Origin of the sequence: Micromonospora sp. LOL_024 (genome assembly GCF_048060415.1) — a bacterium.
Taxonomy (GTDB): domain Bacteria; phylum Actinomycetota; class Actinomycetes; order Mycobacteriales; family Micromonosporaceae; genus Micromonospora.
The window spans coordinates 60990-83842 of record NZ_JBHMIS010000020.1 but is presented as its reverse complement, the minus strand read 5'-3'; the positions used below and the strand labels follow the sequence as shown (position 1 = coordinate 83842).

The 22853-nt window shown below is 72.0% G+C and carries 23 protein-coding genes; 18 read left to right on the top strand and 5 right to left on the bottom strand.

All coding sequences use genetic code 11. From position 1 onward, the window contains the following. Nucleotides 1-5: 5 nt before the first annotated feature. From egtC to ACFHWY_RS19755, 5 genes are all read left to right on the top strand, one after another. Nucleotides 6-752: an ergothioneine biosynthesis protein EgtC gene (gene egtC, locus ACFHWY_RS19775; RefSeq protein WP_416581696.1), complete on the top strand. Its 747-nt coding sequence runs from the start codon at nt 6-8 to the stop codon at nt 750-752. 43 nt (nt 753-795) lie between these two features. Continuing rightward, a complete protein-coding gene (egtD, locus tag ACFHWY_RS19770; RefSeq protein WP_416581695.1) occupies nt 796-1761 on the top strand; it encodes an L-histidine N(alpha)-methyltransferase in 966 nt (321 codons plus the stop codon). A 237-nt stretch (nt 1762-1998) separates the two neighbouring features. After that, on the top strand, nt 1999-2586 hold the full coding sequence (locus ACFHWY_RS19765) for a TMEM165/GDT1 family protein (RefSeq protein ID WP_416581694.1): 588 nt from the start codon (nt 1999-2001) through the stop codon (nt 2584-2586). 48 nt (nt 2587-2634) lie between these two features. Continuing rightward, nucleotides 2635-2997, top strand: coding sequence for a DUF1622 domain-containing protein (locus tag ACFHWY_RS19760; protein ID WP_416581693.1), 363 nt, complete (start codon nt 2635-2637; stop codon nt 2995-2997). Then, nucleotides 2994-3296, top strand: a complete 303-nt coding sequence (locus tag ACFHWY_RS19755; RefSeq protein WP_416581692.1) for a hypothetical protein — start codon at nt 2994-2996, stop codon at nt 3294-3296. The genes ACFHWY_RS19760 and ACFHWY_RS19755 overlap by 4 nt, the downstream gene beginning before the upstream one ends. A 13-nt stretch (nt 3297-3309) precedes the next feature. Here ACFHWY_RS19755 and nhaA read toward each other — a convergent pair whose 3' ends face one another. Beyond that, nucleotides 3310-4641 (bottom strand): Na+/H+ antiporter NhaA, encoded by a 1332-nt coding sequence (gene nhaA, locus ACFHWY_RS19750; RefSeq protein ID WP_416581691.1) that lies wholly within the window; start codon nt 4639-4641, stop codon nt 3310-3312. A 372-nt stretch (nt 4642-5013) separates the two neighbouring features. Here nhaA and ACFHWY_RS19745 point away from each other — a divergent pair, with 372 nt between their 5' ends. Next, the gene (locus ACFHWY_RS19745; protein ID WP_416581690.1) at nt 5014-6540 is read left to right on the top strand and encodes a polysaccharide biosynthesis tyrosine autokinase; all 1527 of its coding nucleotides are present in this window, start codon (nt 5014-5016) and stop codon (nt 6538-6540) included. Here ACFHWY_RS19745 and ACFHWY_RS19740 read toward each other — a convergent pair. Further along, nucleotides 6521-7075 (bottom strand): low molecular weight phosphatase family protein, encoded by a 555-nt coding sequence (locus ACFHWY_RS19740; RefSeq protein WP_416581689.1) that lies wholly within the window; start codon nt 7073-7075, stop codon nt 6521-6523. The two genes, ACFHWY_RS19745 and ACFHWY_RS19740, sit on opposite strands and share 20 nt — an antisense overlap. Nucleotides 7076-7237: 162 nt before the next feature. Here ACFHWY_RS19740 and ACFHWY_RS19735 point away from each other — a divergent pair, with 162 nt between their 5' ends. From ACFHWY_RS19735 to ACFHWY_RS19705, 7 genes are all read left to right on the top strand, one after another. Next, nucleotides 7238-8491 carry a glycosyltransferase family 4 protein gene (locus ACFHWY_RS19735; protein ID WP_416581688.1) on the top strand — a complete coding sequence of 418 codons (1254 nt, stop codon included), beginning with the start codon at nt 7238-7240 and terminating at the stop codon, nt 8489-8491. A gap of 81 nt (nt 8492-8572) precedes the next feature. Continuing rightward, nucleotides 8573-10357, top strand: a complete 1785-nt coding sequence (locus ACFHWY_RS19730; protein WP_416581687.1) for a DUF4012 domain-containing protein — start codon at nt 8573-8575, stop codon at nt 10355-10357. A 13-nt stretch (nt 10358-10370) separates the two neighbouring features. Beyond that, the gene (locus ACFHWY_RS19725) at nt 10371-10997 is read left to right on the top strand and encodes a hypothetical protein (protein WP_416581686.1); all 627 of its coding nucleotides are present in this window, start codon (nt 10371-10373) and stop codon (nt 10995-10997) included. A 179-nt stretch (nt 10998-11176) separates the two neighbouring features. Further along, on the top strand, nt 11177-11539 hold the full coding sequence (locus tag ACFHWY_RS19720; RefSeq protein ID WP_416581685.1) for a MazG-like family protein: 363 nt from the start codon (nt 11177-11179) through the stop codon (nt 11537-11539). Between the two features lie 43 nt (nt 11540-11582). Then, nucleotides 11583-11879 (top strand): hypothetical protein, encoded by a 297-nt coding sequence (locus ACFHWY_RS19715; protein ID WP_416581684.1) that lies wholly within the window; start codon nt 11583-11585, stop codon nt 11877-11879. 72 nt (nt 11880-11951) lie between these two features. Beyond that, a complete protein-coding gene (locus ACFHWY_RS19710) occupies nt 11952-12923 on the top strand; it encodes a pirin family protein (protein WP_416581683.1) in 972 nt (323 codons plus the stop codon). Nucleotides 12924-13375: 452 nt separating this feature from the next. After that, complete coding sequence (locus ACFHWY_RS19705) at nt 13376-13786, top strand: DUF2267 domain-containing protein (protein WP_416581682.1); 411 nt, start codon at nt 13376-13378, stop codon at nt 13784-13786. Between the two features lie 59 nt (nt 13787-13845). On the opposite strand, the gene ACFHWY_RS19700 is transcribed toward ACFHWY_RS19705, so the two are convergent. Then, nucleotides 13846-15012 carry a CaiB/BaiF CoA transferase family protein gene (locus ACFHWY_RS19700; RefSeq protein WP_416581716.1) on the bottom strand — a complete coding sequence of 389 codons (1167 nt, stop codon included), beginning with the start codon at nt 15010-15012 and terminating at the stop codon, nt 13846-13848. Nucleotides 15013-15269: 257 nt separating this feature from the next. Between ACFHWY_RS19700 and ACFHWY_RS19695 the strand changes: the two genes are divergently transcribed. Together ACFHWY_RS19695 and ACFHWY_RS19690 are read left to right on the top strand one after the other, a co-directional pair. Beyond that, entirely contained in the window at nt 15270-16286 is a 1017-nt protein-coding gene (locus ACFHWY_RS19695; protein ID WP_416581681.1) for a TerC/Alx family metal homeostasis membrane protein, read from the top strand. 213 nt (nt 16287-16499) lie between these two features. Beyond that, entirely contained in the window at nt 16500-17801 is a 1302-nt protein-coding gene (locus tag ACFHWY_RS19690) for an NAD(P)/FAD-dependent oxidoreductase (protein ID WP_416581715.1), read from the top strand. 61 nt (nt 17802-17862) lie between these two features. Here the strand turns inward: ACFHWY_RS19690 and ACFHWY_RS19685 are convergent, their stop codons facing one another. Further along, entirely contained in the window at nt 17863-18843 is a 981-nt protein-coding gene (locus tag ACFHWY_RS19685; protein ID WP_416581680.1) for a 4a-hydroxytetrahydrobiopterin dehydratase, read from the bottom strand. A 215-nt stretch (nt 18844-19058) separates the two neighbouring features. Here ACFHWY_RS19685 and ACFHWY_RS19680 point away from each other — a divergent pair, with 215 nt between their 5' ends. Beyond that, nucleotides 19059-19361 (top strand): hypothetical protein, encoded by a 303-nt coding sequence (locus ACFHWY_RS19680; RefSeq protein ID WP_416581679.1) that lies wholly within the window; start codon nt 19059-19061, stop codon nt 19359-19361. Nucleotides 19362-19454: 93 nt separating this feature from the next. On the opposite strand, the gene ACFHWY_RS19675 is transcribed toward ACFHWY_RS19680, so the two are convergent. Continuing rightward, on the bottom strand, nt 19455-19808 hold the full coding sequence (locus ACFHWY_RS19675; protein ID WP_416581678.1) for an STAS domain-containing protein: 354 nt from the start codon (nt 19806-19808) through the stop codon (nt 19455-19457). Between the two features lie 199 nt (nt 19809-20007). Between ACFHWY_RS19675 and ACFHWY_RS19670 the strand changes: the two genes are divergently transcribed. After that, nucleotides 20008-21789, top strand: coding sequence for a SpoIIE family protein phosphatase (locus tag ACFHWY_RS19670; RefSeq protein ID WP_416581677.1), 1782 nt, complete (start codon nt 20008-20010; stop codon nt 21787-21789). Next, nucleotides 21786-22826: a cobalamin B12-binding domain-containing protein gene (locus ACFHWY_RS19665; RefSeq protein ID WP_416581676.1), complete on the top strand. Its 1041-nt coding sequence runs from the start codon at nt 21786-21788 to the stop codon at nt 22824-22826. The genes ACFHWY_RS19670 and ACFHWY_RS19665 overlap by 4 nt, the downstream gene beginning before the upstream one ends. Nucleotides 22827-22853: the final 27 nt, after the last annotated feature.

Genomic DNA, 22853 nt, shown 5'->3' with positions numbered 1-22853 from the left:
TCCTGATGTGCCGGCACCTGGCGTACCTCGGCCCGCCGGTGACGCTGCGGGAACTGTTGTTCGACCCGCCGCACTCGTTGCTGCGGCAGTCCTGGGCGCCGCGCGACATGCGCGGCGGTGGCACGGTCAACGCCGACGGTTTCGGCGTCGGCTGGTACCCGGGCGGCGGCGCCCCGGTGCGGTACCGACGCGCGCAGCCGATGTGGAGCGACCCCACCATCGCCGAACTCGCGGCGGCCACCTCGGCCGGTGCGGTGCTGGCCGCGGTCCGCTCGGCCACGGTGGGCATGGCGGTCGTCGAGGCCGCCGCCGCGCCGTTCGCCGAGGGGCGCTGGTTGTTCAGCCACAACGGCGTGGTGCGGGGTTGGCCGGACTCGATGGTTCCGCTCGCCGCCACCCTGCCCGTGCGGGACCTGCTCACCATCGACGTGGCCACCGACTCGGCGTTGCTGTGGGCGCTGGTCCGTGATCGGCTGCGGGCGGGGGCGGCGCCGGCCGAGGCGATCGCCGACACGGTCAGCGCGGTCGCGGCGGCGGCCCCCGGGTCGCGACTGAACATGCTGTTCACCGACGGGCAGACGGTGGTCGCCAGCACGGTCGGGCACGCCCTGTCGTGGCGGGCCACGCCGGCCTCGGTGCTGTTGGCCTCCGAACCGCATGACGACGAGCCGGGCTGGCGGGAGGTGCCCGACGGGCATCTCGTGGAAGCCACCGCGACCGAGGTCCGTCAGCGCACGCTGGCGACGTGGTGAACGAGCCGGACCGCATCCGACGAGTACGACAGAAGGGAACCAGATGGGCGCCGAGCCGCTAGAGATCCATCTCGACGACCACGACATCGCTCTGAGCCTGCGACGGGACGTGCGGGTCGGGTTGACCGCGCGGGAGAAGTGGCTGCCGCCGAAGTGGTTCTACGACAGCCGGGGCAGTGAGCTGTTCGACGAGATCACCCGGCTTCCCGAGTACTACCCGACCCGGGTGGAGCGTGCCGTGCTGGCTCGACGGGCCGCCGAGATCGCCGAGTTGACCGGCGCGAAGACCCTCATCGAGCTTGGTTCCGGGTCGTCGGAGAAGACCCGCCTGCTGCTGGACGCCTTCACCCACCATGGCAACCTCGGGACGTTCGTCCCGCTGGACGTGTCGGTCAGTGCCCTGGCTGGCTCGACCGCCGCCCTCGCCGCCGACTACCCCCGGCTGCGGGTACGCGGCATCGTCGGGGACTTCACCCGTCACCTGGACCGCCTGCCCACCGGCGGGCGGCGGCTGGTGATCTTTCTCGGCGGCACCATCGGTAACCTGCTGCCGGCCGAACGGGACGACTTCCTCGCCCGGATGCGGGCCGCGTTGGAAGCGGGCGACTGGCTGCTGGTCGGCACCGACCTGGTGAAGGACCCGGCGGTCATCGTGCCCGCATACGACGACGCGAAGGGAGTGACCGCCGAGTTCAACCGGAACGTGCTGCGGGTGTTGAACCGGGAACTCGGCACCGAACTGGACCCGGAGGCGTTCAGCCACGTCGCCCGCTGGGACCCGGAGCGGGAGTGGATCGAGATGCGGCTGCGGGCCGAGCGACCCGTCCGGGTTCGGGTGCTCGACCTGGACGTCGGCTTCGCCGTGGGGGAGGAGCTGCGTACCGAGGTGTCGGCGAAGTTCCGCCCGGAGGGGATCGCCGCGGAACTGGCCGCCGCGGGCTTCCGAGTCCAGCGGTTCTGGACCGACCCGGACGGCCTCTTCGGGGTCGGTTTGGCGCAGGCCGGGTGAGAGCCGTCCGCCGGCGCGAGTGCGTCACCTCCCCCGACGGGCAGCGGCGGGCAGGGGCTGGGTAGGCTCGCCGCAGCGAAGGGGAGTAGCCCGCAACGTCGTGGTCGACAAACTGGTACGTTCCGCATCCGGCCACGTGGCCTCGTTCTGCGAGGCGGGCGAGACCTTTGATCCAGGCTTGACAGCCGGGTCGAGGGCATCCCTGTCCTTCCTCCCGGCCTGATCCGGAAGGACACCATGGAGGGGTTCCTCGTCGCGCTGGCGGTCAGTTTCGGCGTGATCTTCGTCGCCGAGCTGGGAGACAAGTCCCAGCTGATGGCTTTGGCCTTCGCCACCAGATATCGCACCGTGCCGATCCTGATCGGCATCACCGTCGCCACCGCCGTGGTGCACCTGGCCTCGGTGGCGGTCGGCGTCGGCCTCGGCGCCGCCCTGCCAACCGGCTGGATCTCGCTGTTCGCGGGTCTGGCCTTCGTCGGCTTCGGCCTGTGGACCCTGCGGGGGGACACCCTCACCGAGCAGGAGAAGCGCAAGGCCGCGAGGGGCGGCAGGTCGGCGGTGCTGGCGGTCGGCGTCGCGTTCTTCCTCGCCGAGCTGGGCGACAAGACGATGCTCGCCACGATCACCCTGGCCACCCAGTACGGCTGGTTCGGCACCTGGGTCGGCTCGACCGTCGGCATGGTGGCCGCCGACGCGTTGGCCATCGGCGCGGGCCGGCTGCTCGGCCGGAAGCTGCCGGATCGGACTATCAGGTACGGCGCTGCCGCGCTCTTCGCCGCCAGCGGCATCTGGTTGCTCGTGGAGGCGCTCGCTGAGCTGCGTTGAGGACGTCCGGGGCAGACTACCCGGGCATCGGCCGGGTAAGGCGCGAAGGTGGACGTCGAGGGTATTCTCCGCCACGGTCATCACCTGGTGGTGACCGTGGCGGAACTGGTCGGCGTGGTGGTGATCGTCGCCGGGGTGGCCTGGGCGGCGCTGCGGTTCGTCGTTGACGGGCTGCGCCATCGTGATGCCGCCGTGTTCACCCGGATCCGGCTGTCCCTGGGCCGCTTCCTCGTCCTGGGGCTGGAGTTCCAGCTGGCGGCGGACATCCTGCGCACCGCGTTGTCGCCGACCTTCGCGCAGATCGGCCAGCTCGCCGGCATCGCGGCCATCCGGACCGTGCTCAACTACGTCCTGGGTAGGGAGATCGCTCAGGAGCAGCGGCAGATCGGAGAGCCGGAGCGTGCGGGTTGACCGAGTTGACCGGGACGCTGTCCGCCGTGGTCACCGCTCTGGGTGTGCTCGCCGCGGCAGTCGCGTTGATCTCCACCAGGTCCCGGTCGACGGCTCTGCAGGTGTTGCTCGACATGCTCGTCGCCGCCGGCCTGTTGCGGCTGACGGGTGAACCGTCCCTGCCGCAGTTGGCCGGAGTCGTGGCGATCGTCGCGCTGCGCGTGCTGCTGCGCACCGCGTTGACGCGGGACTTCGGGCGGTTGCGGCCGACAGATGCCAGACGCCCGGCCGGGCGGGCCGGCCGGGCGTCCGGGGCGTGAAACGCGGGTCGGTTCAGCCGCCGGGCTTCTGGTAGACGTCCGGCACGCCGTCCTGGTCGAGGTCGGTCTGCTCCTTCAACGCAATCGCCCGGTACACCTTGTTGCGCCGGCGCAGCACCACGGTGGCCAGTAGGGCGGAGATCAGCGAGCCGGCCAGCACCGCGGCCTTGACGTTGTCGCCCTCGACGCTGTCGGAACCGAAGGCCAACTCGCCGATCAGCAGCGACACAGTGAAGCCGATACCGGCCAGCAACGACACGCCGAGCAGATCCGACCAGGTGATGTCGTCGTCCAGGCTGGCCCGGGTGAACCGGGCCAGGAGGAACGTGGACCCGACGATGCCGACGCACTTGCCGACCACCAGGCCGAGCACCACGCCGAGGACGATCGGATCGGTGACCAGCGCGCCCAGGTCGGCGCCGCGCAGCGAGACCCCGGCGGCGAAGAACGCGAAGACCGGTACGGCGAACCCGGCCGAGATCGGCCGCCACTTGTGCTCCAGGTGCTCGGCGAGGCCGGGCATCGGGCGACGACCGGGGCGGTCCTTGCCGGCGAGTACCGGCACGGTGAAGCCGAGCAGCACACCGGCCACCGTGGCGTGCACGCCGGAGGAGTGCACCAGCGTCCAGGCGACGAGCGCCAGCGGGATGAGCGCCCACCACCAGGTGCGGCGGCGCTGCACCAGCAGACCGAACAGGGCGATCGGCACCAGGGAGCCGAGCAGCGGGAGGAAACTGAAGTCGTCGGTGTAGAAGATCGCGATGATGGTGATCGCGAGCAGGTCGTCGACCACGGCCAGGGTGAGCAGGAAGGCCCGTAGCCCCTGCGGCAGGTAGGCCCCGATGACGGCCAGCACGGCCAGGGCGAAGGCGATGTCGGTGGCGGTCGGGATGGCCCAGCCCCGTACCCCCTCGCCGCCGCCGGCGACGTTGACCCCGACGTAGATCAGCGCTGGCACCACCATGCCGCCGATCGCCGCGACCACCGGCAGCGCCGCCCGGCGCGGGTCGCGCAGTTCACCGGCGACGAACTCGCGTTTCAGTTCCAGCCCGACCACGAAGAAGAAGATGGCCAGCAGTCCGTCGGCGGCCCACGCGTTGAGGTCGAGGTCGAGGTGCAGGGGCTCGCCGCCGGGCCAGGGCACCCAAAGCCCCAGCTCCGTGTAGACGTCGCTCCAGGGTGAGTTCGCCCAGATCAGCGCGATCACGGCGCCGAGCAGCAGGAGCACGCCGCCGACGGTTTCGGTGCGGAGCACGTCGGCCAGGAAGCGGGCCTCCGGCCAGGAGGTACGCCCGAAGAGTTGGCGCACGCCGCGACGCCCATCGGGCGGGGTCTGGTCGGTCATACGTGGGGTCTCACCTCGTCGGTCAGAGGGCAGCACGGCATCATCGCCGACCAGGCTTCCCGGCACACCTGTGCGAAACCTTATCCAGTGCCGACGGTCGCCGCGAGCGGGGCGCAGAGCGAGTCTTCCCACACCGGGGCGGTGGACGGCCCGTACCGCTGGATGTGGTGACCGCGATTTTTCCGGGCGGGAGCGATTCCGACGGAGCTTCGGTCCGGTTGGTCATTCCGGGCAGGGTCCGCTACGCAGAAAACGCCTAACAGCGGACATTAGCCGCATGGGCCGCTTTAATGGTTTCACGAGATTTGAGTAGACCTTGGGGGTTTTCGTGAAGTTTATTGGCGTTACTGGCCCGGTACGGAGGCCCGCCTGATGGACCTGTACCGCCAACTTCGCCTGGTGCGCCGGCACTGGTGGATCGTGCTGGTCACCCTCATGGTGGCGCTCGGTGTGACCGCCCTGGTCACCGTCCGAGCCCAGCCACGGTACGTCGCCTCGGTCACCTTCTTCGTGACCACGCCGAGCCAGGGCGTCACGGACGCCTACCAGGGCGGCCTCTTCCTCCAACAGCGGGTGAAGTCCTACGCGGAACTGTTGACCAGCGATCGGCTGGCGCAGGCCGCCGTGGCCGACAGTCAACTGGGGCTGACCGCAGAGGAGATCCAGCGTCGGGTCAGCACCTCCACCGAGACCGGCACAGTCCTGTTGCGGGCGTCGGTGACCGACACCGACCAGACCCGGGCGTTGCGGATCAACGAGGCGCTGTCGGCGACGTTCGTCGAACTCGTACAGAAGATCGAGGCGCGGCCGGACGGCAGCCCCGGACCGATCAGGATCGAGGTCGTCAGCGGGCCCCGGGTCAGCGCCGCGCCCGTGTCACCGCAGCCGACCCGCAACGCCGCCATCGGCCTGCTGGTCGGTCTGGTGGCCGGGGTCGGTCTGGCGCTGCTGCGCGGCATCGTCGACGTCCGCCTGCGCGACGCCGCTGGTCTGCAACGGGTCACCGGCAGTCCCCTGCTCGGCGAGATCCCGATCGACACCGCGGCCCGGTCCGCACCGCTGATCGTGGGTGCTGCCGCGAACTCGGCCCGTGCTGAGGCGGTCCGCAAGCTCCGGACCAATCTGCGCTTCGTCGACGTGCACGAACCGGCGCGGGTCATCGCGGTCACCAGCGCCCTGCAGGGCGAGGGCAAGACCACGATGTCGTGCAACCTGGCGATCGCCCTCGCCGAGGCGGGCTGGCGGGTCCTGCTGGTCGATGCCGACCTGCGCCGGCCGAAGGTCGGCGACTACCTGGGCATCGACGCCGGAGTCGGGTTGACCGACGTGCTGGTCGGCGACGTGCTGGTCGGCGACGTGGTCCAGCGGTGGGGCGACAAGTCGCTGCTCGTGCTGCCCAGCGGCTCGGCCCCGCCCAACCCGAGCGAACTGCTCGGCTCCAAGGCCATGTCGGACCTGCTGCTGGCGCTGCGCGAGTCCGCCGACATCGTCATCATCGACACCGCGCCGCTGCTGGCGGTGACGGACGGGGTGGTGGTCGCCGTGCAGGCCGACGGAGCGTTGCTGATCACCCAGCAGGGACGCACCTCCCGGGCACAGGTGGCCGCGGCGGCCCGTGCGCTGCACTCGGTGTCGGTACGACTGCTCGGTTGTGTGCTGAACATGGCCCGGATGCCCAAGGTCGACGCCTACCAGTACGAGGCCTACCGGGCGGCGGCCGCAACCAGCACTTCGTCGGTGTCGTCGGACCGGACCGCCGGCGGCCGGCACGCCATGCGGGCCTCGGCCAGGAAGGCCAGCGAGGCCAGCGAGGTAAGCGAAGTCACCGAGGTAAGCGAAGTCACCGAGGTCACCGAAGTCACCGACCACACCCAGGAACTCACCCGGCTGCCGCGATGAGGGTCGCCAGGGGGCGCAGGGACCGGCCGATCTCCTCCGCGCAGCGGCGGAAGTCGGCCGGTGTACCGCCGACGGGGTCCCGTAGGTCGTCGTCGTCCGCCGGGACAGGCTGTAGTCGCCCCCGGGCGATGCCGGCCGCCGCCACCGCGGCGGCCAGCGGGTCGTCGGCAGCGTCCGTCGTCGGCTCGACCGTTGCCGCGAGCCGGCCGAACTGGCGCAACGTGAAGGTGTGGTGCAGCGCGGCGGGCGCCAGCGCGGTGCACATCGAGCGCTGGCGACGGGTGGCGGTCAGCACCAGCACGGCGCCGGTGAGGTGTTCGGCAGCGAGCCGCCGGGTGCGGAACGCCGCCGGGTCCTCCCCGGTCTCGGCGGCGATCGCCGCCGCGTACGGGTGCATGGCCAGACCCTCCAGCGCGTCGGTGCCGGCGCTGCTCACGCTCACCGGCCGCCCGGCGAGCAGGCGCCGGGCGGTGAACTCGGCCATCGGCGACCGACACAGGTTGGCGTGGCAGACGAACAACAACCCGTTGACCATCGGGAACCCTCTCGACGACGCGGTCGCGGGCGGTGGCGCCGCGACGGAGGGCGGAGACCGTCGGCGTCCGCTCCGGGAGGGGTTGTCCGCATCGTACGCAGCGATGGTGCCTCCGGTCCCGGCCGCCGCGCCGGACCGGTGGGCCGGGAAGGGGGTGTGGCGGTGCGCGTCGGCATCCTGACGTACCACTTTCCGCCGGAGCCGGCGTTCGTCCCGGGCAGCCTGGCCGAGGAGTTGGCCGCCCGGGGCCACGAGGTGCTGGTGCTCACCGGCTTCCCGGACTATCCCGGCGGGCATGTCTATCCGGGGTGGCGTCAGCGCTGGCACCACGAGACCCACAGTCGCGGGCTGACCGTGCGGCGGGTGCCGCGCTACAGCACCGGTGACGGCGGCCCGCGTGGCCGAATGGCCTCCTGGCTCTCGTTCGCCGCCAGCGCGGCGCTCGTCGGGCGTCGATACCTTGCCGGCATCGACGTGCTGTACGTGTACCAGCCGCCCGCAACGGCGTTCGCCTCGGCGGCGCTGCTGCGCCGGCTCGGCCGGGTGCCGGTGATGCTGCACGTGCCCGACCTGTGGGCCGGTGACGTGCCGGCGGGAACTGAGCAGGACCGGTGGAGGGCGCGGACACGCGCGGCCATCCTCCGGACCTACCGGGCGGCCGGCGCGGTCGCGGTGACCACCCCGTCGTTGCGCGACGCTGTCGTCGCGGTCGGCACCGACCCGGACCGGGTGCGGGTGGTGCCCAACTGGACCGAGGAACGGATCTTCCAGCCGGCGACGGCGAGTCCGGCCGCGAGCCGGCTGATCCGCCGGGGCGGGCGGTGTGTCGTCATGCACGCCGGCACCATCGGTCCCCGGCAGGGGCTGGAGACGGCGGTACGCGCCGCGGCGGCGTTGGACAGCACCGTGGACCTGGTCCTGGTGGGCTCGGGTACGGAGGAACGGCGGGTCCGGAGGCTCGCCGTGGAACTGCGCGCCGACAACGTGAGCTTCGTCGAACGGCGCTCGCCGCTGGACATGCCCGAGTTGTACGCCGCCGCCGACTACCAGCTGGTCGTGCTGCGTGATCTGCCGGCGTTGCGCGGCACCGTGCCGGCCAAGCTCCAGGCTGCGCTCTCCTGTGGCTCGCCGGTGGTCGCCTCCACCGGTGGGGACACCGCCGCCCTGGTCGAGCGGGCCCGGGCGGGGCTTTCCTGCCCCCCGGAGGACTGGGCCAGCCTTGCGGACAGGTTCTGGCTGGCGGCGCACATCCCCGCGTCGGCGCGGGCCGAGATGGGCCGGCGTGGCCGGGAGGCGTACCTGCGGGACATGTCCCTGTCGGCGGGGGTGGACCGGATCGAGGAGCTGCTGCGGGAGGTCGCGGCCGGCGGCATCCGGCAGGACCTGAATCACGACCGACTTTCGTATAACTCCTAATACCGTCATTAGTGCCTCATCTCGCTCGTTGGGTGTTAAGAACAATGTGGCCTTCTGTCCGGTTTCAGAATGGAGTGTGGTGTGACGGAGAGCGAGAGCCGGCGCCGGCGGCACAGCCGGGCCCGCCGGCGCCGTCGCGCACGGCTGCGCCGCGCCCTGCTCACCACGCTGGTGGTCGGCTCGCTGGTACTCGGTCTCGCCGGCTGGGTCGGCTTCCGGGGTTGGCAGGTCCGTGGTCACCTGGTCAATGCGGCCGGGTTGGCCGGTGAGCTCAGTGCCCACCTGGTCGGCGGGGACACCGCTCGCGCGCAGCGGGCGCTCGCCGCGTTGCAGGAACAGTCGGGTGCGGCTCGCCGTGCCACCGGGGACCCGGGCTGGTGGCTCGGTCGGCAGGTGCCCGCCGCCGGGGCGAACTTCTCGGCGGTCCGGCAGATCGCCGTCGCCATCGACAACCTCGCCCGGCAGGCGTTCCCGGCGTTGCTGCGGGTCGACCTGGGTGACCTGGTGCCGCAGGAGGGCCGGTTGGATCTGACCGGGCTGCGGGCCGTCTCCGACGACCTGGTCGCGGTGGACGCGACGGTGCAGCGGACCCGGACGGACCTGGCCAGGATCTCCACCGCCCGGCTGGCCGGGCAGGTCCGGCGGGCGCTGGAGGAGCTGCGCGGCGAGATCGACAGGCTGGCGGCGATGACCTCGGCGGCCGACCGGGCGAGCCGGCTGCTTCCGCCTCTGCTCGGGGTCGACGGCCCGCGGCGGTACCTGCTGGTGTCGCAGAACTCCGCGGAGCTGCGGGCCACCGGCGGCATGTTCGGCGCCTTCGCCGTGATCGAGGCGGACAAGGGTCGGGTCAAGATGGGCGCCCAGGGCAGCAGTTCGAGTCTGGGTAGATTCGTCGAGCCGCTGAAGATCCCGGCGGAGCTGCGCGCCCTCTGGGGGGAGCTGCCCGGCATCTATCCCGCGGACGTCAACCTCAGCCCGCACTTCCCGACCGCCGCGTCGCTGTACCGGGAGATGTACCGGCGGCACAGCGGAGTGACTGTGGACGGTGTCCTCGCCGTCGACCCGGTGGTGCTGTCGCACCTGCTGGAGGCCGCCGGGCCGGTGCGGTTGCCAGGTGGAGTGTCGTTGAGCGCGGAGAACGCGGTCAGCACCCTGCTCAGCGACACCTACCAGCGGATGAGCCCGAAGGAGCAGGACTCCTTCTTCGCCGCTGCGGCGGCCACTGTGTTCGACACGCTCTTCGCAAGGAACGTGCACCCGAATGGGTTGTTGTCCGCATTCAACCGATCTGTACATGAACGTCGGATACTGTTCTGGAGTGCTCGCCCGGAGGAGCAGCGGACGTTCGGCGACAGCCGGATGGCCGGGACGCTTCCGGAACAGGACACCGTGCCAACGGTCGGCGTGTTCCTCAACGACGGCAGTGGCGCGAAGCTCGGCTTCTACCTCCGGCAAACCGCTGATCTGGTGGTCGGCGACTGCCACGCCGACGGCCGCCGAGAGTTGAACCTCCGGGTGACACTCCGGTCCACCGCACCGGCGTCGGGGCTCAGCAAGTCGGTCCTCGGCCTGGCTCAGGCGGGAGACCCGTACACCGCGCGGACCCTCGTCTCGGTGTACGGCCCGGCCGGCGGGGCGGTGCTCGACACCCGCCTCGACGGCGCCGAGACGTCGGTGGGTAACGGCACCGAGCGGCGCCGGCAGGTCGCCACGGTGAACGTCGAGGTCGGACCGGGTGGCACCCGAACGCTGGAGGTCTCCCTGCTGACCGGAAAGACGGAGAGCGGCGCGGCTGATCTGTGGCTGACGCCGACCGCCACTCCATGGGCCACCCATGTTGTTACCGCAGCAAGCTGTTCTCAGTAGGAGGGAACGAACCATGCGGCTATCCCGCATCATCATGGCACTCACGGTCGGTCTGGCCGTAGTGGCCGTGCCGACCACGGCGGGGGCGGTACAGCCGCAGCCGGCGCCAACAGTCACCGGTACGCCCCAGCCGCCGCCCTACCCGCCGGTCCTCGCCTCGCTGACGGTGAACCGACCCACGATCTTCCTCGGTGAGACGGTCATCCTCACCGGCCGCGACTACGGACCGAACGAGACAGTGGACATCGTGGTCTCGGTGACGCCGCTGGCGGCACCGGCCGCCGGCACGGCCCGCCGTAGCGACGGCAGCACCGTCGCCATGACCCCGGTCGGCTTCCAGGCCAGCGCGCCGTTGAGCTTCACCGCGCGGACCAACTCCGAGGGTGTCTTCACCCGTAGGTACACGCCGTCGGTGACCGGTCTGCTCACGTTCACCGGCACCGGCCGGGAGTCCGGGCGTAGCGCGTCGACCGAGCTGCGGGTGCTGCCCAAGAAGAAGCCGCACCTGCCGGTCACCGGCAGCAGCCTGGACACGCCGATGAAGGTCGGCGGCGGGCTTGTCGCCACCGGCATGGTCCTGCTGCTCGGCACGGTGCTCTGGCGGCGGCGCAACCGCTTCGGTGCGGGTGGCGCGCACTAGTCCGACACGCCGGGCAGGGCCCGGACGCATTGACACCGGCGCCCGCCGTTCCCTCCGGCGGGCACCGGTGTCCGGCTGTGCGGCCTCCGCCCGGCGTCGTTGCCGAACCTCATCCCCGCCACCGCGCCCGGCGCCCCCTCTGATGCGGTTCGTCACCCCCGTGCGGTTCACTGGCAACCGTGGACGAGACGACCTGGCAGGCGGTACGAGCCGCGCGGGGCTGGCTGGACGAGACGAACGGCACCGGGGAGGCGGAGCTGACCTGCCGCATGCTCAAGCTGACCGAGGAGGCGGGCGAGGTCGCCGCGGCCTGGATCGGCATGCTCGGCCAGAACCCGCGCAAGGGGGTCACCCACACCCGCGAGGAGGTGGCGGCGGAGTTGGCGGACACCGCGTTCACCGCCCTGGTAGCGATCGAGAGCCTGGGCCTGGATGCCCGCGCCGAACTCGAGGCGTGCGCCGCGAAGGTCGCCGGACGGCTGGACGATCGGCCCGCTGCCAGCGGTTCAGCCGCCGGCGCAGTGATCCGTCCCGTTCTCTGACTCGTACCCCTCGGGTAGGGCGACCGTGGAAGGTGGACGGCGGATGGCCGATCCGGAGCGGGACGGACACCGTCGGACACGTCGGAGCCGGTCGTGGCGGCGCAGATCCCGGAGCCGGGGTCCGTCGCCGGCGCAGCCCGAGTGGCCGCGGGGCGCCGGCCTGCTGGCCGCCGCGGTGCGGGTGCTCGGGCTGGATTTCGTCGCGGTGGTGGTGATCCAGCGCCACGGCGCTACTCCGCCGGGCACGGTGCTCAGTTCAGCGGTCTCGGATCGGGCCACCGAACGGGTCTTCCTGGATCTTGTGGCCGGCGCGAACACCGTCACCGTCACCGGCCGGTGACCTGCGCTCCGGCCGCTGCCGATCGGTCGCTGTGGCGCGGCAGGCGGGCCGGATCGGGCGTAGAGTCGGCCCGTGGAGCGTACCGAGTCGATGCCCGCGCAGACCCGGCCGCCCGGCGTCGCCACCGCCGACCCGGGCAGCGTCCTGCTTCCGGGTCACGACGTGCCGCTGGGCCGCTACACCACTGTGCGTCGGCTGCTGCCACAGCGCGCCCGCCGACTGGTGGGCGCCTGGTGTTTCGTCGACCACTTCGGTCCCGACGACGTGGCGCGACGGCCGGGCATGGAGGTGCCGCCGCATCCGCACACCGGCCTGCAGACCGTGACCTGGCTGCTGGACGGCGAGATCCTGCACCGCGACAGCCTCGGCAACGTCCAGCCGATCCGCCCCGGCCAGCTGAACGTGATGACCTCCGGCCACGGCATCGCGCACTCGGAGCGCTCGCCGGCCGAGCATCCGCCGCTGATGCACGGCGTGCAGCTGTGGGTGGCGTTGCCGGAGCCGGCCCGGGCCGGCGCGGCCGACTTCGCCCACCACGCCGAGCTTCCCCGGTGGCGCGACGGTGACCTGGACGTCACCCTGCTGATCGGGGAGTTGGGCGGCGAACGGTCACCGGCCCGGGTGCACACAGCGCTGCTCGGTGCGCAGTTGGAGCTGGCCGGTACGGGGCCGGTCGGGTTGCCACTGCGGCCCGACTTCGAGTACGCGCTGCTGGCCCTCGACGGCAGCGCCGAGGTGCACGGCGTCCCGCTGGCGCCGGGGGCGCTGCTCTGGTTCGGCGCGGGGCGGCAGTCGTTCGTGGTGCGCGGCGAGCCCGGCACCCGCCTGATGCTGTTGGGTGGTATGCCCTTCGAGGAGCCGCTGGTGATGTGGTGGAACTTCGTCGGCCGTACCCACGAGGAAATTGTCACCGCCCGGGAGGACTGGATGGCCGGGCGGCGTTTCGGCGCGGTCGCCGGGGACCCGGATCCGCCGCTGCCCGCACCGGCCCTGCCCACCACTCGACTCAAGGCCCGCGACCCGGCCGGCGGCCTCCGGGCCTGAGTCGCCCGAGCGGCTCCGGTCCCTGTCGGCACCCCCTGTCCGTTCGGAGGATGGTGTGGGGTATTGTCGCCGCAGTAGCACCAGCCACCCGGTTCGGGTGGCTGTCGGCCGCCTGGTGGCCGCGACCCGGTTCGGGTTCGGCGTGTCGCCAGGGCAGGTGGCTGTGCAGGGGCGCTCCCGGTCGCGGTTCGCGGCCGGGGCGCCACCGCAGCGGCGAGGTCACGGACCGCCGCTATCCCTCGCCCGCACCACGTCGTCCATCCCCGCGGGTGGCCCAGGTCGGACAGGTACTGCAGAATGTCGGAGTAACTCGCGTGGTGTCGGCTCCTCCCGGCTGTCCGGGCAACGACCAGCGCGGGAACCGTCCGTGGGCAGGTCACCTCGTCGCTGGCGAAACCGGCCCCGTTTCCGCTGCTGCCCGGCGGGTAACCGCCGCGCGGAGGGGGTACCCGATGGACTACGACACGTTCGTCGACCAGGTCGCCCGGCGCGCCGGCACTTCGTGGCAGCGGGCGGTGGAGCTGACCCGGGCGACGTTGGAGACGCTTGCCGAGCGGCTGACTGGTGGCGAGGTGTTGGACCTTGCCGTGCAACTGCCCGAGCCGTTGCGGCTGCCGCTGCGCCCGACGCCGGACATCGAGGCGGCGGAGCGCTTCGGTGCCGCCGAGTTCGTCGCCCGGGTGGCCCTGCGGGCCGAAGTTCAGGAGCCGGCCGCCCGCGACGCGGTCCGGGCGGTCTTCGTCACCGTCCGCCAGGCGGTCAGCGGCGGCGAGTTCGACGAACTGGTGGTCCAGTTGCCCCGCGACTACCGGGACATCGTCGAGCCGGCCCTGGCGCCCGGGGCGACCCTACGCCGTCGTTGAGCCGCTGCTCGCGTGCGCTGTTCGGCCTGGACCGGGCCGGTTTGGGGCGGCTACTGCGGTCAGCCGACCGCCCCGGCGGTACGCAGCTCCGTCACCCGGTCCTGCCCGTAGCCGGCCTCGGCGAGCACCTCGTCGGTGTGCTCGCCCGGCCAGGGCGGTGGCCGGCGTACCGACGTCGGGGTGCCGGAGAACCGGGGAGCTGGTGCCGGCTGGACGACCCCGTCGCGGACCAGGAACGTCTGACGGGCGGCAAGGTGCGGATGCTCCGGTGCCTCCCGCCAGTCCAGCACGGGCGCCACGCAGGCGTCGGAGTCGGTGAGCAGGGCCGTCCACTCGTCCCGCGTCCGGGTGCGGAACAGCCGCGACCAGGCGGCGCGCAACGCCGGCCAGTTCGCCGGGTCGGTCCGGTCGGCCATCTCGTCCGGCGGCACCGGGAAGCCGGTGCGCCGGACCAGTTCGTCGTAGAAGCGCGGCTCCAACGCGCCGACCGCGAGGTGTCGCCCGTCGGCGCACTCGTAGGTGTCGTAAAAGGGTGCGCCGCCGTCGAGCAGGTTGACCCCGCGTGGGTCGTGCCACATGCCGAGCTGCCGCAGCGCGTGGATCTGGGTGCTGAGTACCGCGACTCCGTCCACGATCGCCGCGTCGATCACCTGACCCGCCGCGCCGCCGCGCACCGCGTAGAGCGCGGACACGACGCCCAGGGCGAGCATCATCCCCCCGCCGCCGAAGTCGCCCAGCAGGTTCATCGGCGGCACCGGCCGCTGTCCCGCCCGCCCGATGCCGTGCAGCGTGCCGGTCAGGGCCAGGTAGTCGATGTCGTGCCCGGCGTACCCGGCGTTCGGGCCGTCCTGGCCCCACCCGGTCATCCGGCCGTAAACCAGTCGGGGGTTGACCCGGTGGCAGTCGGCCGGGCCGAGCCCGAGCCGTTCGGTGACGCCGGGCCGGAACCCCTCGATGAGGGCGTCAACGTCCTCGACCAGGGACAGCACCACCTCGCGGCCGGCGGTGGACTTCAGGTCTACGCCGATCGAGCGGCGTCCCCGGTTGAGTAGGTCGGGGTGGGGGGTGCCGAACGCCGAGGCGTCCACGTCGGTCACCCGGTCCACCCGCACCACGTCCGCGCCGAGGTCGGCCAGCATCATCGCGGCGAACGGGCCCGGCCCGATGCCGGCGAGTTCCACCACGCGTACGCCGCTCAGGGGGCCAGCTGCCAGCTCTGCGGTCACCCGACCACGATAGGCGCTCACGTCCTGGTCGGTGACGGTCGTCACCCGTTCGCGCTGCTTCGTCACCGGCGCCACCGGTCCGGTTGCGCCCCGCGTGGCGGACGGGATCCGGCTGCCCTAACCTTGGCGGCACGAGGGGAGTACTTCCCACGAACCATGCCGGTCAGTACGGCGCGCCCGGAGCGTGCCTCGGGTGGTTGCCCACGAAAGGTGGGTGAAGGAGACCTCGAACATGACACGGTGTTCGAGGAGGCCCCATGTCCGAGTTGTCCTACGCCGCTGACGGCCTACAGTCGGTGGGTACGCCCTCGCTCTGGGCTGTCACCATCCTCGGCGTGCTCGCCCTGCTGGTGCTGGACTTCCTGTTCACGCGCCGCCCGCACGAGGTCTCCCTCAGGGAGGCGCTCGGTTGGTCCGCCTTTTACATAGCCCTGCCGATGATCTTCGGTGCCTGGGTCTGGCAACGCTACGGACCGGACCAGGGCCTCGACTTCTACGCCGGTTACCTGGTCGAGAAGTCGCTGTCGGTCGACAACCTCTTCGTTTTCATGCTGCTGTTGGCCGCCTTCGCGGTGCCGAGTGTGCTGGCCCAGCGGGTGCTGCTGTTCGGCATCACCGGTGCGCTGGTGCTGCGTGGCATCTTCATCGCCCTCGGCGCGGCAGCCCTGCAGACCCTCGACTTCGCGTTCCTGATCTTCGCGTTGATCCTGTTGGTCACCGCGGCCAAGCTGCTGCGCGACGCGTTCACCGGGCACGAGCAGGCGGTGGACATCAACACCATGCGCTCGGTGCGGCTGTTGCGTCGGTTCATGCCGGTGGTCCACGAGTACCACGGCACCAAGATGACCGCACGGGTCGACGGGCGACGGGCGCTCACTCCCCTGGCGCTGGTGGTGGTGGCGGTGCTCGCCACCGACGTGGTCTTCGCCGTCGACTCGGTGCCGGCGGTCTACGGCATCACCGAGGATCCGTACCTCGTCTTCGCCACCAACGCCTTCGCCCTGCTCGGCCTGCGGGCGCTGTACTTCGTGCTGCACGCGGCGCTGAGCCGCCTGGTCCACCTCACCTACGGCCTGGCGATCATCCTGGCCTTCATCGGCGTCAAGCTCGGCCTGCACTGGGCGCACGGCATCTGGGAGGGCGTGCCGCTGATCCCCACCGAGATCTCGCTCCTGGTCATCGTCGTCGTGCTGGCCGCGGTCACCTTCACCAGCCTGCGTGCCACCCGCAACGTGGTCCCCGGCTCGAAGGAAGTCGTCACCGAACGCAAGTGACCCGCCGGCCCGAGCGGGCCGGCCGGCGAACACCCGCGCCGTACCGGGGCGTGGTACGACTGGGCGGACATCGTCGTGACCCCGGGATTTCAGGGTCGGCGCCGTGTTTCTTCGGGTGCGGCAGGCCGGCTGAGAGGACGGCAACACCGCCCCCGTCCCGAAGACAGCCCATCCGTGACGTTTGCCGACGCCCACGACGGGAACCGGGCCGGAATGACGAAGCCTCGGGTGGTGATCGTGGGGGCCGGGTTCGCCGGTTACCACGCGGCGAAGACGTTGAGCCGGCTGGCCCGCGACCGGGCCGAGGTGATCGTGCTCAACTCGACCGACTACTTCCTCTACCTGCCGCTGCTGCCGGAGGTGGCCGCCGGGGTGGTCGAGCCCGCCCGGATCGCCGTGCCGCTGACCGGCACGCTGGACGGAGTCCGGGTGGTGATCGGCGAGGCCGAGCAGGTGGACCTGCAGAACCGGTGGGTGAGCTTCACCCAGCCGGAGGGCGAGCGCAACCGGCTGGCGTACGACCGGTTGGTGCTGGCGGTGGGCAGCGTCAACAAGCTGCTACCCATCCCGGGCGTGACCGAGTACGCGCACGGCTTCCGTGGCCTGCCCGAGGCGCTCTACCTGCACGACCACGTGATCCGGCAGGTTGAGCTGGCGGAGCAGGCCGAGGATCCCGCCGAGCAGCAGGCGCGGGCCACCTTCGTGGTGGTGGGCGCCGGGTACACCGGGACCGAGGTGGCCGCGCACGGCCAACTCTTCACCGACGAACTGGCCGCCCAGCGTCCCCGTCTGAAAATCCGTCCCCGGTGGATGCTGGTGGACGTCGCGCCCCGCGTGCTTCCGGAGCTGGACCGGCGGATGTCGGCCACTGCGGACCGGGTGCTGCGCCGTCGCGGCGTCGACGTGCGGATGGGCACCTCGGTGGCGGTCGCGACCTCCGACGGGGTCAAACTCACCGACGGCGAGTACGTGCCGACCTGCTCGCTGGTCTGGTGCGTCGGTGTACGCCCCGACCCCTTCGTGGCGGAGTTGGGCCTGCGCACCGAGAAGGGGCGGCTGGTTGTCGACGAGTACCTGACCGTTCCCGGTTTTCCCGAGGTGTACGCGTGCGGTGACGCAGCTGCCGTGCCGGACCTGACCCGACCCGGGCAGATCTGCACGATGACCGCCCAGCACGCCCAGCGGCAGGGCAAGCTCGCGGGTCACAACATCGCCGCCTCCTACGGGCAGGGCAGCCGCCGGCCGTACAAGCATCACGATCTCGGTTGGGTGATCGACCTGGGCGGTAAACAGGCGGCCGCGAACCCTCTCAAGGTGTCGCTGTCCGGTCTGACGGCCAAGGCGTTCACCCGCGGCTACCATCTCCTTGCCATGCCGGGTAACCGGGCCCGGGTGAGCGCCGACTGGCTTCTGGACGCCACCCTGCCCCGGCCGGCGGCGCAGCTCGGGTTGGTGTCGTCCACCGCGGTGCCACTGGAGAGCGCCTCACCCGAGGTTCCCGCCCGGGCACGCTGACCGGCTGGGCCGTGCGGCCGGTGGGCGTACCACCTCCGCACAACCCAGCCGGGCCGGCTGCTCAGCCGCCGGCCATCCCGGCGCCCGCCTCGTCGATCGCGCCGTCGACCGTGTGGGCCAGGTCGACGTCCAACGCGGTCACCGCGCCGGCGTTGCCGGTGGCCACGGTCAGCACGGCGGTCCTCGGGTCCACGCGGCCGATCCGTGGCCCGCGGCCGGTCTGGTCGCGGATCAGGTCGAGGCGGCTCAGGACCCGGTCGAGGTTGTCCGGAGGCAGCTCCAGCGTTCGTGACAGGCAGGCGCCGCCACCGGTCCAGTAGGGCAGGTCCAGCAGGGCCTCGCGCAGCTCGGCCTCCGACAGTGGTGGCGTGGTGCTGCTCGCGCCGACCAGACCGCCGCCGGTCGCCGCCGGGTTCAGCAGCTCCCGCAGCTCGTCCGGTACGTGTAGCGACTCGACCAGGTCACGGTCGTGGGCGGCGAGCGCGGCGAGGGTCGCCTCGGCCTGGTAACGGGCCTGCTCCGGGCTGCGCCCGCTGATCCGGCCGACCTCGGTCAGGAAACCGGAGAGATCCTGCCGCCGCTCGATGCCGTCGACCGGGACGACGTCGTGTAACGAGGCGGGGACGGCCGCCAGCAGCCGCTGTCGTTCGGCGGCGTCCAGCGCCCAGGCCAGGACGAGGACCGTCGACTCCACCCCGACCTTGGCGGTGCGGAAGTCGACGCCGGCGCGGCGGACGACATCCTCGACCAGGTCGCGGTAGCCCACGGTGGTGATGCCCGGCGCCTCGACGCCCGGCTCCGGGCGAGGTCGGGGAGTTTCCGGCACGCCGGCCGGCGACGGAACGGGCCCGCCACGCCTGGTGTCTGGTTTGTGGCGGTTGCCTGCCGGCGGCGGTCCGGCGCGCCTGTGCTGGTCGAGATGGGCGAGTTGCTTGGACGCGCTCAGGCTGGCGCCGGTGTCGGCGGCCTGCATGCCGCGTTCCCGGGCCTGGCGGGCCAGCGCCCGGCGGCGCTGGTTGTCGCCCTCCATCTGCTTGCGCATGGTGGCACCTCGCTTCCGCTGGTGTTTCCCTGGCTTCGTCGATGGCCTTCCCGCCGTTATCGGGGGCGAAACGGTCGGTGCGGGCGCGCGGGCGGCCGGTGTTGGGCAACACCGACCCAGCTTCATCCGGGCGGGGTGATGGGCGGTCACCCGCGGGGGGCCGACGATCGCAGTGGACCGGAGATCTTCCGAGGCACGCGGAAGGGAAGGTCGTGATGAAGCGGATAGTCGAGATCGTCCCCGCCCGACCCGGCTGGTACGCCCGTTGGCGGTTGGCACCCGAGAACACCCGTTGCTACCCGGTGAGCCTGTGGGCGCTGCTGGAAGAGAACGACGGCAGTGGCCGCGAGGTGATCGGCGTCGACTGCGCCGGGCAGTGGCCCGGCGCGCAGGACGACGGGACGGGCGCGGAGTTCGTCCGCTATCTGTACCAGACGCCCGATTCGGGACCACCTGAGGACGCGGAGCCGACTCCGGGTTCACGCGGCGCGGGCCGGTACCCGGTCCCGACGCCCTGAGCCATCCTCCGGCCCCCGGCCCCCGGCCCCTGGTCCCAGGGTCGGGGGCCACCCCCGGTCGGGGTGGCCCTGCCGGTTCCGCCGGCCGGTGGGTTAGTCCAGAGCGATCGGGCGGGCGAGCAGGCCGGTGACCCCGGTCATGTCGAGGATGGTGTTGAGGAACCGGGGGACCGCCCGTAGCCGCAGGCCGGTGCCGGTCTGTTGTCCCGCACGCCAGGCGTGCACGATGACGCCCAGCCCGGTGCTGTCGATGAACTCCAGGTCGCCGAAGTCGAGCACGACGGTGGTGGGAGCGGTGGCCAGCAGCCGGTCGATCTCGGTGCGTAACGGGCCGGCACTGGTGTAGGCGAGGTCGCCGCCGACCCGGATGAGGGGTCGGCCGGGATCGGACCGGTCGACGGAGATGCTCAGCGGTGTCGTCTCGGGTCTGCGACCGTGGGACAGCAACGATCACGCCTTCCGCGGGTGGCGGGCGGGGCAGGGGCGAACGGATCGTAACAACCGCTGAACTGCCGTGCCCGCCGGGCGGACGGCAGTGGCTCAGGTGGCGGTACCGCGAGAGTTGCGTACGCTGAGGTGCTGGGTGAGAGATCGGGCATGCCGCCTGGTGCGGGGTGCGTGACCGAGAAGGAGTGGGACTCAACTGGTGACAGGTGCCGACGTCAGGGACCTCGAACCCGGCGACGGGCGGTTCGCCAGGCCGGGTGTCGCACGGGGCTCCGCGTGGCGCTCCGGTTCGGCCCGGCCCGCCAACGGGCCAGGCGCCCTCGACCAACCCGCCCTCGACCAACCCGCCCTCGACCAACCTGGGGCCCCGGTCGCCGCGGACTGGCCCGAAGTGGTCGAGCATCTTCGTGACGGTCTGGTGGTGTGCGGTCCCGACGGTGTCGTCGCGTACATCAGTCCGGTCGCGCGGCGGCTGCTACCCGAGGTTGTCGTCGGCGGGTCGCTCACCGAGCTGAGTTCCCTCGACCCGGAACTCACCCATCACGGCCGTCGCCTGCGCCTGCGCCGGGTGTCCCTGTCCGCCGGGCGAAGCTGCTGGTACGTCGAGGATCTCAGCGACAGCGTCGAGCGGGCCGACGCGCTGGTGGCCGAGCGGGCCAGGTCTGCCTTCCTGGCTGTGGTCGGCGAGAAACTCGGCAATCCGCTGCACCCGGATCGGGCCGCCGCCGCGGTGGTCCGACTCGCCGTACCCACCCTGGCCGAGGTTGCCGTCCTGGTGCTGGCGCCCCGTTCCGGTCGCGTTCGCTGGTGGCGTGCCCGCCGCGTCGACGACGGGACACCCCACGTGGACGGTGGCGTGCTGGTCCCCGCGGAGCTGCCACCGGCGGTCGAGGAGAGCCTGCGGGGCGGCCAGCTGTCCGCCGTCGACTGGCTGGTCGAACAGGCCGTCGACGCGGGGTGGCTGCCCGATCTGCCCGCCGTCGGAATGGCTGCTCGGCTGGTGTCGCTGCCCGGCCGTGACGCGCCGATGGGAGTGCTGCTGGTCGCCCGGCAGGCCACCCGTTGGTTCGTCGAGGAGGACCTCGATCTGATCCGCGCCTTCGCCGCCCGGGCCGGCGCGGCGTTGACCACCGCGTCGCTCTACCGCGACCAGACGGAGGTCGCCGACACTCTGCAGGCCAGCCTGTTGCCGGTGGAACCGGCGCCGGCGCCGGGTGTGCAGTGGGGTGCCGCGTACCGTCCGGCCCAGGCCGGCCTGCGCATCGGTGGCGACTTCTATGGTTCCCACCGGTTGCCCGACGGCGGCTCGGTCTTCTTCCTGGGCGACGTCTCCGGCAAGGGGGTCGAGGCGGCGGTCTTCACCGGCCAGCTGCGTCAGTGCCTGCATGCGCTGCACCGGGTCGAGCAGCATCCCGTCAGGCTGTTGCAACTACTCAACGACGCCCTGCTGGAGACCACCCTGGCGCACGGACAGGGCCGGTTCGCCACCATTGTGCTCGGGGTGGTCCGCCCGCATCGCGACGGTGGCCTGGCCTTGACGTTGGCCGGCGGAGGGCACCTGCCACCGCTGGTGCTGCGCTCCTCCGGCGAGGTGGAGCAGTTGCCGTTGAGCGGCATGCTCATCGGTGTGGTGCCGGACCCGCGGGTCGGTCAGGTCTCCACCCGGCTGGCACCCGGCGAGACCTGTCTGCTCTACAGCGACGGGGTGACCGAGGCGCGGGGTGGCCGGCGGGGCGACGAGCAGCTCGGCACCGATCGCCTGACGCAGGCGCTGACCGGGTGCCAGCGGATGCCGGCGCCCGCCCTGGCCGAGCGGGTCGAGCAGGTGACCTGCGACTGGTTGGCCCAGCGCGACCACGACGACATCGCGGTGTTGGCGCTGCGTGCCGCCGCCGGTGACCGGCCGCAGCGCTACCCGCATGCCGTGCCGGAGACGCCCGCCGTGCCCGAGCCGGACCAGGAGGGGGCGGCGGGGCCGTGACGACGGGCATCTCGCCCGCTGCCGTGTACCTGGACTACCTGCGCTGCCTCGCCGAGGCCGACGAGCAGGCGGCCATCGAGGTGGCGCACGACCTGCTGGACGCCGGGGTGTCGGCCGACCGGGTCCTGCTGGATCTGGTCGCCCCCGCGCAGGCCGAGGTGGGGGAGCGGTGGGCGCGCAATGAGTGGAGCGTCGCCCAGGAACACGCGGCCACTCACATCAGCGAGCGGGTGGTGGCGGCCGTCGCCGCGTACACGCCTGTCCGTCCGACCCACGGCCGGGTGGTGGTGGCCTGCATGGACGGTGAGTGGCACGCGCTCCCGGCGCGGCTGGTCGCGGAGTTGCTGCGGCTGCGCGGCTGGCAGGTGACCTTCCTCGGTGCCAGCGTGCCCGCCGCCCACCTGGTGTCGTACCTGCACCGTTACGACGCGCACGCGGTGGCGTTGGCCTGCGCGCTGCCGATGCGGTTGCCCCAGGCGCACCGGATGATCGAGGCCTGCCGGCGGTCCGACGTGCCGGTGGTGGTCGGCGGCCGGGGCTTCGGAGTGGACGGCCGGTGGGCGCGGCGGCTCGGCGTGCCGTGGGCGCCGAGCGGGCCGTCCGCCGCGGATCTGCTCGCCGACGAGCGCGCGCTGCGGGCCGATGCGCCGGCGAACCTGGCGCACCTGGCCGACGACGAGTACGCCGCCCTGGTCAGCAGGCGCGGCGAGCTGATCGACAGCGCGTTGGGCGACCTGGCGCGGCGGGTCCCGACCGCCCGGGACTACAGCCCCGCCCAGCTGGACTCGACCGTCAGCGACCTCGGCTACATCCTGGATTTCCTGGCCGCCGCGCTCTACGTCGACGACGGCACGCTGTTCACCGAGTTTGTCGAGTGGCTGGTGACCGTTCTGGGCAGTCGAGGCGTGCCTGCCGCGGCGGTGGAGGCGACGCTGGGCCACTACTTCCGAGTGTTGCACGACTTTCCCCGGGCGTCGGGCTATCTCCAGCAGGGGCGGGCGGCGTTGCCGGTGTCGCCGCGGCGGATCTCGCCGTAGCCGGTGGGGCGGAATTCGCCGTCGAGG

What these genes read in the sequence shown, in the direction of transcription:
- egtC (WP_416581696.1), top strand. Translation starts at nt 6, where the DNA reads ATGTGCCGGCACCTGGCGTACCTCGGCCCGCCGGTGACGCTGCGGGAA.
- egtD (WP_416581695.1), top strand. Translation starts at nt 796, where the DNA reads ATGGGCGCCGAGCCGCTAGAGATCCATCTCGACGACCACGACATCGCT.
- ACFHWY_RS19765 (WP_416581694.1), top strand. Translation starts at nt 1,999, where the DNA reads ATGGAGGGGTTCCTCGTCGCGCTGGCGGTCAGTTTCGGCGTGATCTTC.
- nhaA (WP_416581691.1), bottom strand. Translation starts at nt 4,641, where the DNA reads ATGACCGACCAGACCCCGCCCGATGGGCGTCGCGGCGTGCGCCAACTC.
- ACFHWY_RS19745 (WP_416581690.1), top strand. Translation starts at nt 5,014, where the DNA reads ATGGACCTGTACCGCCAACTTCGCCTGGTGCGCCGGCACTGGTGGATC.
- ACFHWY_RS19740 (WP_416581689.1), bottom strand. Translation starts at nt 7,075, where the DNA reads ATGGTCAACGGGTTGTTGTTCGTCTGCCACGCCAACCTGTGTCGGTCG.
- ACFHWY_RS19725 (WP_416581686.1), top strand. Translation starts at nt 10,371, where the DNA reads ATGCGGCTATCCCGCATCATCATGGCACTCACGGTCGGTCTGGCCGTA.
- ACFHWY_RS19715 (WP_416581684.1), top strand. Translation starts at nt 11,583, where the DNA reads ATGGCCGATCCGGAGCGGGACGGACACCGTCGGACACGTCGGAGCCGG.
- ACFHWY_RS19705 (WP_416581682.1), top strand. Translation starts at nt 13,376, where the DNA reads ATGGACTACGACACGTTCGTCGACCAGGTCGCCCGGCGCGCCGGCACT.
- ACFHWY_RS19695 (WP_416581681.1), top strand. Translation starts at nt 15,270, where the DNA reads ATGTCCGAGTTGTCCTACGCCGCTGACGGCCTACAGTCGGTGGGTACG.
- ACFHWY_RS19690 (WP_416581715.1), top strand. Translation starts at nt 16,500, where the DNA reads ATGACGAAGCCTCGGGTGGTGATCGTGGGGGCCGGGTTCGCCGGTTAC.
- ACFHWY_RS19685 (WP_416581680.1), bottom strand. Translation starts at nt 18,843, where the DNA reads ATGCGCAAGCAGATGGAGGGCGACAACCAGCGCCGCCGGGCGCTGGCC.
- ACFHWY_RS19680 (WP_416581679.1), top strand. Translation starts at nt 19,059, where the DNA reads ATGAAGCGGATAGTCGAGATCGTCCCCGCCCGACCCGGCTGGTACGCC.